General features: G+C 69.0%; 7 protein-coding genes. 5 read left to right on the top strand and 2 right to left on the bottom strand.

The annotated features are described in order from the left end of the window. Positions 1–25 precede the first annotated feature (25 nt). The 4 genes from AC1DKD_RS16045 to AC1DKD_RS16060 all read left to right on the top strand — a co-directional run bounded on the left by AC1DKD_RS16045 (position 26) and on the right by AC1DKD_RS16060 (position 5,000). Positions 26–1,477: an aldehyde dehydrogenase gene (locus AC1DKD_RS16045; RefSeq protein WP_441633151.1), complete on the top strand. Its 1,452-nt coding sequence runs from the start codon at positions 26–28 to the stop codon at positions 1,475–1,477. 78 nt (positions 1,478–1,555) lie between these two features. Next, the gene (locus AC1DKD_RS16050) at positions 1,556–2,509 is read left to right on the top strand and encodes a ketopantoate reductase family protein (RefSeq protein ID WP_441633179.1); all 954 of its coding nucleotides are present in this window, start codon (positions 1,556–1,558) and stop codon (positions 2,507–2,509) included. Between the two features lie 83 nt (positions 2,510–2,592). After that, the gene (locus AC1DKD_RS16055; RefSeq protein ID WP_441633149.1) at positions 2,593–3,966 is read left to right on the top strand and encodes an MFS transporter; all 1,374 of its coding nucleotides are present in this window, start codon (positions 2,593–2,595) and stop codon (positions 3,964–3,966) included. A gap of 179 nt (positions 3,967–4,145) precedes the next feature. Then, entirely contained in the window at positions 4,146–5,000 is an 855-nt protein-coding gene (locus AC1DKD_RS16060) for an alpha/beta fold hydrolase (RefSeq protein WP_477104300.1), read from the top strand. A gap of 10 nt (positions 5,001–5,010) precedes the next feature. Here the strand turns inward: AC1DKD_RS16060 and AC1DKD_RS16065 are convergent, their stop codons facing one another. Further along, entirely contained in the window at positions 5,011–5,562 is a 552-nt protein-coding gene (locus AC1DKD_RS16065) for a DUF934 domain-containing protein (protein WP_477143454.1), read from the bottom strand. Beyond that, positions 5,555–7,294, bottom strand: a complete 1,740-nt coding sequence (locus AC1DKD_RS16070) for a nitrite/sulfite reductase (protein WP_441633143.1) — start codon at positions 7,292–7,294, stop codon at positions 5,555–5,557. The genes AC1DKD_RS16065 and AC1DKD_RS16070 overlap by 8 nt, the downstream gene beginning before the upstream one ends. Positions 7,295–7,727: 433 nt before the next feature. Between AC1DKD_RS16070 and AC1DKD_RS16075 the strand changes: the two genes are divergently transcribed. After that, positions 7,728–8,461, top strand: a 734-nt coding sequence (locus tag AC1DKD_RS16075) for a maleylacetate reductase (RefSeq protein WP_477143455.1), incomplete at its 3' end; no start/stop codon positions are given.

Raw genomic sequence — 8,461 nt, forward strand, 5'->3', positions numbered from 1 at the left:
AAGAAAACAAACAAAGGAGACAAGGATGCAGACGATTTCGTTGCTGATCGACGGCCAACCACGCCAGGCGGCCAATGGCGCCACCTTCGCGCGCCGCAATCCGCTGGACGGCAAGGTGGCCACCGTTGCCCCGGCCGCCACGGTAGCCGATGCGTTGTCGGCGGTGGACGCCGCCGCCGCGGCCTTCGACGCCTGGGCCGCCACCGGCCCGGGCGAGCGCCGCGCGTTGCTGACCAAGGCCGCGCACGCGCTGGAAGCCCGGGGCGAAGCCTTTGCCGCCGCGATGGCCGCCGAGACCGGCGCATCCGCCATGTGGGCCGGCTTCAACGTGCACCTGGCCGCGGCCGGCTTGCTCGAAGCGGCTTGCCTGACCACGCAGATCCACGGCGAGGTCATTCCGTCCGACGTGCCGGGCAGCCTGGCCATGGGCGTGCGCCAGCCGGCCGGCGTGGTGCTGGGCATGGCGCCGTGGAACGCGCCGGTGATCCTGGCCGTGCGTGCCATCGCGTTGCCGCTGGCCTGCGGCAATACCGTGGTGCTGAAGGGGTCGGAGATCTGTCCCGCGACGCACGGGCTGATCATCGAAGCCATGCGGGAAGCGGGTTTGCCCAAGGGCGTGGTGAACTTCGTCACCAATGCGCCGGCCGATGCGGGCGAACTGGTGGAAGCCATGATCGCCCATCCCGCGGTGCGCCGCGTGAACTTCACCGGTTCCACCCGGGTGGGCAAGGTCATCGCCGCAAGCTGCGCCAGGCATTTGAAGCCGGTGGTGCTTGAACTGGGCGGCAAGGCTCCGCTGCTGGTGCTGGACGATGCCGATATCGGTGCCGCCGTGGCCGCCGCCGCCTTTGGCGCGTTCGCCAATTCCGGCCAGATCTGCATGTCGACCGAGCGCATCATCGTCGACAACAAGATTGCCGACGCCTTTGTCGCGCAACTGGCGGCCAAGGCCAGCGCGCTGCCGCTGGGCGATCCGCGCAAGGGACCGGCCGTGCTGGGCTCCGTGGTGGGCATGAGCACCGTGGAGCGCTGCAATGCCCTGATCGACGACGCCCTCGCCAAAGGGGCGAAGCTGCTGTGCGGCGGCAAGGCGGACAACACCCTGATGCCGGCGACGCTGCTCGATCACGTCACGCCGCGAATGCGGATCTACGCGGAAGAGTCGTTCGGCCCGGTCAAGGCCATCGTGCGCGTCAACGGCGAAGCCGAGGCCATTGCCTGCGCCAACGATAACGAGTACGGGCTGTCGTCGGCCGTGTTCAGCCGCGACGTGGCGCGGGCCATGAATGTGGCCCGGCGTATCCAGTCCGGCATCTGCCATGTCAATGGCCCGACGGTGCACGACGAGGCGCAGATGCCCTTCGGCGGCGTGAAGGGCAGCGGGTTTGGCCACTTTGGCGGGCAGGCCGGCATCGCCGAGTTCACCGACCTGCGCTGGGTCACGGTGCAGACGACGCCGCGCCACTACCCGTTCTAGTCTCCAGGCAGCGGGGCTTGCCGCCTCGCACGAACGCATCCATGCAACCAGCGCCGCGCCGCGGCCGCCAAGCCAATGATCAAGATCGCAATCCTCGGGGCAGGGGCCATGGGCTCGCTGTTTGGCGCACGCCTGGCCGAAGCGGGCCATGACGTTACCTTGCTCGATATCAACGCCGCGCATCTCGACGCGATCCGCCGCCACGGCCTGCGCCTGCAGACCGATGAGGCGGACCGGCGGGTGCACGGCATGCAGGCCGTGCGCCCGGAGCAGACCGGCGCCATTCCCGACCTGCTGATCGTCTTCACCAAAGCCATGCACACGCGCGCCGCGATGGCGGGCGTGCGTCACCTGCTGGGGCCGGAGACGATTGTGCTGACACTGCAGAATGGCCTGGGCAGCGTCGAGACGATTTGCGGGTTCGTGCCCGTGCAGCGGGTGCTGATTGGCATCACCACATGGCCGGCCGACCTGGTTGGCCCCGGGCACGTGCAGTCGCATGGCGAGGGCGTGATCCGGATGATGAGCGCCGATGGCGTGGACCGGTCCGTCGTGGCGGGGACCGTAGCGGCACTGGATCGCGCCGGCATGCATTGCAAGGCCGATGCCGACGTGTGGGCCGCGATCTGGGAAAAGGTGGCGTTCAATGCCGCGCTGAATCCCCTGTGCGCGGTCACCGGCAGCACGGTGGACCAGCTGGGCAGCATCCCGGATGGTCCGGCGCTCGCCTTCGCGGTGGTGGGCGAGGTGCTGGCCGTGGCCAGGAGCCATGGCGTGGCTGTCGATGCGGATAAGGTCGGTGCCAGCGTGCTGCACGCCATCGAGTACCACATTGGCCACAAGCCATCCATGCTGCAGGACATCCTTGCCGCCCGGCGCACGGAGATCGATGCGATCAACGGCGCCGTCGTGGCCGCGGCGCAGCGGCACGGGGTGCCCGTGCCGCGCACCGAAGCCCTGATGCAACTCGTCCGGCTGATCGAGACCCGGGCGGGCGGCCACGGGCTGGATGCCAGTCCGGTCCTGCACTGAGTGGCGGCACGCCACTCTTGAAACCCGATACAAGAGCAAAAGGCGCTGGCGCCCGCCAGGACGCCAATCGACAGGAGACACCCATGCATACCCAAGCCGGCGCGTCGATCGATGTGGGACGCGTACTAGACGACGGCCCTTACACCACCATGCAGAAGATCGTCGTGGTGCTGGCGGCGCTGTCCATCGTGATGGACGGCTTCGATGGCCAGTTGATCGGTTTCGCCATTCCCGTGCTGATCAAGGAATGGGGCATCACGCGCAGCGCCTTCGCACCCGCGGTGGCGGCGGGGCTGGTGGGCATGGGCATCGGCAGCGCCTGCGCCGGCCTGTTCGCGGACCGCTTTGGCCGCAGGTGGGCCGTGATCGGCAGCGTCTTCCTGTTTGGCACGGCCACCTGCGCCATCGGTTTTGCCCCGGACACCACGACGATTGCCGTGCTGCGCCTGATCGCCGGGCTTGGCATTGGCGGCGCGTTGCCAAGCTCCACCACCATGACGGCCGAATTCACCCCGGCGCGCAGCCGCACGCTGGCGGTGACGGCCACCATCGTCTGCGTGCCGCTTGGCGGCATGCTGGCCGGCCTGTTCGCCAGCGTTGTCCTGCCGGCCTATGGCTGGCGCGGCTTGTTTTTTATCGGCGGCTCCCTGCCGCTGGGCCTGGGCGTGCTGCTGATGCTGGTGCTGCCCGAGTCGCCGCGTTTCCTGGTGCGCCGTCCCGCCCGCTGGGATGAGCTGCGCCGGCTGCTCGGCCGCATGTCCAGGCCGCTGCCGGCGGACGCCGTCTTCACCGACCTGGCCGAGCGCGATGCGGAGCGCCGCAAGGGCTTCGGCGCGCTGTTCGCGCCTGGGCAGGCGCGCGATACGCTGGCGATCTGGTGCGCCTTCTTCATGTGCCTGCTGGCGGTCTACAGCGCCTTTAGCTGGCTGCCGACCATGCTGGCCTCGGAGGGACTGAACGTGGCGGTCGCGGGTTCCGGCCTGACGGCCTACAACCTCGGCGGCGTCATCGGCGCGCTGTGCTGCGCGGTGGCCATCACCCGCTTCGGCTCGCGCTGGCCGCTGGCGATCTGCTGCGCCGGCGGGGCGGCCAGCGCGCTGCTGCTGCAAGGCGTGGACGTGCGCCACAGTACGGGATTGCTGATCTTTGGCCTGGGCGTGCACGGCATGTTCGTCAATGCGGTCCAGTCGACCATGTACGCGCTGTGCGCCTTCGTGTACCCCACCGCGGTGCGCGCCACGGGCACCGCATCGGCGCTGGCCTTCGGCCGCCTCGGGGCGATCCTGAGCGCGTTCGCGGGCGCGGCGGTGATCACCGCAGGCGGCGCGTCGTCCTATCTCGGCATGCTTGGCGCGGCGATGGCCGCGGTGCTGGTGGCGCTGCTTGCGGTCAAGGGGCATATCCCGAAGCCGGCGCGGCCCGCCGCCCGGGGCGACGCAGCCCTCGCGCGTTCCTGACCGCACGCTGGCCCTGCCCGGTTGCCCGGTTGCCCGGATGTCGCTTCGCCTGGCCGGGGAGGGTACATCCGGAATTCGCTATGATCCGGGATCGGAACCGTTTCTCGCGCGGCCGGCTTCTCCACGTTCGCCAAGGCAATCGGCCGCGCCGGGAGGCAAGCCGGCGCGCGCCCATGCCCATGACCCAGATAAGCAGCAATACCCCTGTCAACCCGGAACAGCCTCGGGCGGAGGCGGCCGCCCTGGCGCATCGGGCGGAACGGATCGTGACCGGTGCCGGCGGCTGCCGGGTGGTCTGGCGTCGCTTCGGCGAAGGGCGCCCGGTCATCCTCTTGCATGGCGGACATGGCAGCTGGCTGCACTGGGTGCGCAATATCGAGGCGCTGGCTGCGCAACGCACGGTCTGGGCGCCGGACATGCCCGGCTTTGGCGAGTCGGATGACATCGTCAGCGATCTGTCCGTCATGGCCGGCACGCTCGCGGCGGCGATCCGACAGTTGCCCGGCTGCGCGGACGAAATCGACCTCGCCGGCTTCTCGTTCGGCGGGCTGGTCGCCGCGAACGTGGCCGCCGCGCTTGGCACGGTGCGCCGGCTTGCCCTGCTGGGTTCGGCCGGGCACGGCGGCATTCGCCGGCAGCAGCGCGCGCTGGTGGACTGGCGCAAGGCGGCGGACGGCGCGGCGCTGGCGCAGGCGATGCGCTACAACCTGGAGGCGTTCATGATCGCGGACCCGGCCAGGGTCGATGCCATGGCCCTGTACGCGCACACCGAGTCATGCCGGCATACACGCTTTCGCAGCAAGAACATCTCGCGCGCGGGCGGCCTGCGCGACGCGCTGGACCGCTTCGGCGGCGAAGTGCTGCTTGCATGGGGCGAGCACGATGTGACGGCCGACCCGGCCGCGGCGGTGGCGGCCATGACGCAGGGCAGCGTGCAGCGGCAGGGCCGCATCATCCCGGATGCGGGGCACTGGGTCCAGTACGAGGCGCACGAGCCAGTCAACGCGCTGCTGGGCGGGTGGCTGGCAAGATAGCGTCCCGCGCCTATGCCGCCAGGGTGGACGTGGATGCGTACGTCTTCTGGTAATGCACCGTGAACGTGCCCAGCGCGGCGAGGGCGGCCTGCGGGTCGTGGCTCGGCTTGACGGCGAACGCATCGAAGCCGCAGCGGGCCATGTAGTGCACCGTATCGATCATCACGTCGCCCACCGCGCGCAGCTCGCCACGCCAGCCGTATTGCGTGCGCAGCAACTGGGCCAGCGAATAGCCGCGCCCGTCGGTATAGACCGGGAAGTCGATCGCCAGGTGCGCGATGCCGGTCGCATCGATGACAGTGGCGCCCGCGTCCAGCAAGTCTTCCGGTTCCGCATCCGGCGCCAGGTACACGGCCACCGGATGGCGGCGCGCGCGCAAGGCGACGCGGGTGGCCCGCCAGGTGTCAAGCGTGACCAGCCAGCCATCTTCGTCGGGCGRCATGGTCGAGCCGGCCACGCTCTCGTCCGCCACGAAGGCGCGCCAGATGTCGGCTTCGAGCCGGCCGTTGCGGATCACGTTGTTCAATTTGTCGGACTGCGGCAGGAATTGGGTTTCAGGCACGGGCCACCTCCGCCTGCTGCCGCCGCGCGACGATCCTCGGGTCCTGGTAGACCGCCTGCTTGAAGGGATCCACGCCGACGCGCTCGACCACGTCGATAAACCGCTCCGCCTCGCTGTCGCGCAGGGACAGGTAAGTGTCGATCAGCAGCGCGACCACGTCGGGGATTTCATCGCGCGCGAAGGACGGGCCGATGATGCGGCCAATGGCCGCGCCCCCGCCCTTGTGCTGGTCAAGCAGGGCATGGCCGGCGGCGCCGTTCTGGCGCCCGCCGACGGTGACCTGGTACCACTCCTCGCCGGCCTTGTCGACGCCGAGGATGCCGATATGGCCGACGTGATGGTGCCCGCAGGAGTTGATGCAGCCGGAGATGTTCAGGTCCAGCTCGCCGATTTCGAACAGGTAGTCCAGGTCGTCGAAGCGGCGCTGGATGGCCTCCGCCAGTGGAATCGACACGGCGTTCGCCAGCGAGCAGAAATCCCCGCCCGGGCAGGCGATGATATTGGTGAGCATGCCGATATTCGCGGTGGCCAGGCGCAAGGCATCCAACTCCAGCCATAGCGCGTACAGCTGGCTGCGGCGCACGTCGGCCAGGATCAGGTTCTGCTCATGCGAGACGCGCAGCTCGCCAAAGCCGTAGCGGTCCGCCATATCCGCCACCGCATCCATCTGGTCCGCGGTGATGTCGCCGGGGGGCGCGCCGGTGGCTTTCAGCGACACGGTCACGGCGGCGTAGCCGGGCACGCGGTGCGCATGCACATTGCTGCGCAGCCAGCGGGCGAAGCGGGGCTGGGCCGCCGTCAGGGCAGGGCCGGGGCCGGGCTCGTCCGCCGCGCCGGGATCGTAATCCGGCGTGGTGAAGCGGCTGGCCACGCCTTTCACGAAGTCCGTGCTGACCGTATCCGGGCCGCCGCGGATGCGCTGCCATTGCTCGTCAACCTGCTGCGCGAACACGCCGGGCGTCAGGTCTTTCACCAGGATCTTGATGCGCGCCTTGTACTTGTTGTCGCGCCGCCCGTGCAGGTTGTAGACGCGCAGCGTGGCCTGCAGGTAGGTCAGCAGATCGGACCAGTGCACGAAGGCGTTGATCAGCTTGCCGACCATCGGCGTGCGGCCCATGCCGCCGCCCACCCAGACCCGGAAACCCAGTTCGCCGTCGCGCTCCACCGCCTGCAGGCCGATGTCGTGCACGCCGACCGCGGCCCGGTCCGTGGTGGCGCCGCTCACGGCGATCTTGAACTTGCGCGGCAGGAAGGCGAACTCCGGATGCAGCATGGACCACTGGCGGATGATCTCGCACCACACCAGCGGGTTCACGACCTCGTCCGGCGCCAGGCCCGCGAAATGATCGGTGGTGGTGTTGCGGATGCAATTGCCGCTGGTCTGGATCGCATGCATCTGCACGGTGGCCAGCTCCGCCAGGATGGCGGGCGCGTCTTCCAGGCGCGGCCAGTTGAACTGCATGTTCTGGCGTGTGCTGAAGTGCCCGTAGCCGCGATCCCAGCGGCGCGAGATCTCGGCCAGCTTGCGCAGTTGCCGGGACACCAGCATGCCGTAGGGAATCGCCACGCGCAGCATGGGCGCATGCCGCTGGATATAGAGGCCATTCTGCAGGCGCAGCACGCGGAACTCGTCTTCGGTGAGCTGGCCGCTGAGGAAACGTTCGGTCTGGCCGGCGAATTGCGTAACGCGCTGGTCGACCAGTTGCTGGTCGATCTCATCATATAAGTACATGGGGCACTTCCAGGTTTGCCGTGCGGGAAACGGGCAATGTCGCCGCCGCCGGCGAGGGGCTTGTGGGTAGCCATCAGGCTAGCGCCCCTGATGCGGGCCGAACAGGATCAGTTGGTGCGCGTTCGGCACGGAGCAGCGGCGGCGCGGGCTGTCATGTGCGTTCGGGTGCGCTCTGGTGCGCTCGGCATTGGCGAACGCGCTGGCCATGCGGTCCCCGCGCAATCCCTGGCAACTGCGCCGTGTGTCCGCGATTCTTCCTTTCCCGTCAAGACTGTTTTCCCTTCCCGGCATTTCTTTCCGCCACGCGGAAGGCTAACGTGCGTAACGAGTCTGCGGAGTCCGCGCGCGCCGCCTGCCCGCTTGCAGGTCCCGGCGCGGGCAAGACCCGCGGAGCGGGCGCAGATCCAGACCGATCCGGAGGAAGACCAAGCCTATGCCAAAGTCGTTTGTCTATACGGCCCAGCCCATGCGCGTCCTGTTCGGCGCGGGCACCTTGAGCCAGGTTGCGCAGGAGGTGGAGCGCATGGGTGCGCAACGCGCGCTGGTGCTGTGCACGCCGAACCAGACGGAGGAGGCGCTGCGCGTTGCGGAATTGCTGGGGCCGCTCTCGGCCGGCATCTACGCCGGCGCCATCATGCACGTGCCTCTCGAGACCGCGCGCGCGGCTGCCAGGCACGCGCAGGCGTTGGGCGCGGATTGCGCGATCGCCATCGGCGGCGGCTCGACCACGGGGCTGGGCAAGGCGATCGCGCTGACCTCCGGGCTGCCCATCCTGGCGATTCCCACCACCTACGCGGGCTCGGAGATGACGCCGATCTACGGCATCACCGATGCCGGCCTGAAGAAGACCGGCCGCGACCCGCGCGTCCTGCCCCGCACCGTGATCTACGATCCCGAACTTACCGTCGGCCTGCCGGTTGCCATGAGCGTGACCAGCGCGCTGAACGCCATCGCCCATGCGGCGGAAGGCCTGTATGCCGAAGATGCCAACCCGGTGACGTCGCTGATGGCCGAGGAGGGAATCCGGGCGCTGGCCAGCGCGATTCCCCGCATCTGCGAGGTCCCGTCCGATCTCGATGCCCGCGCCGATTGCCTCTATGGCGCGTGGCTCTGCGGCTCGGTGCTGGGCAGCGTCGGCATGGCGCTGCACCACAAGCTGTGCCATAC

The sequence above is a fragment of the Cupriavidus sp. 05T313 genome (genome assembly GCF_056396665.1).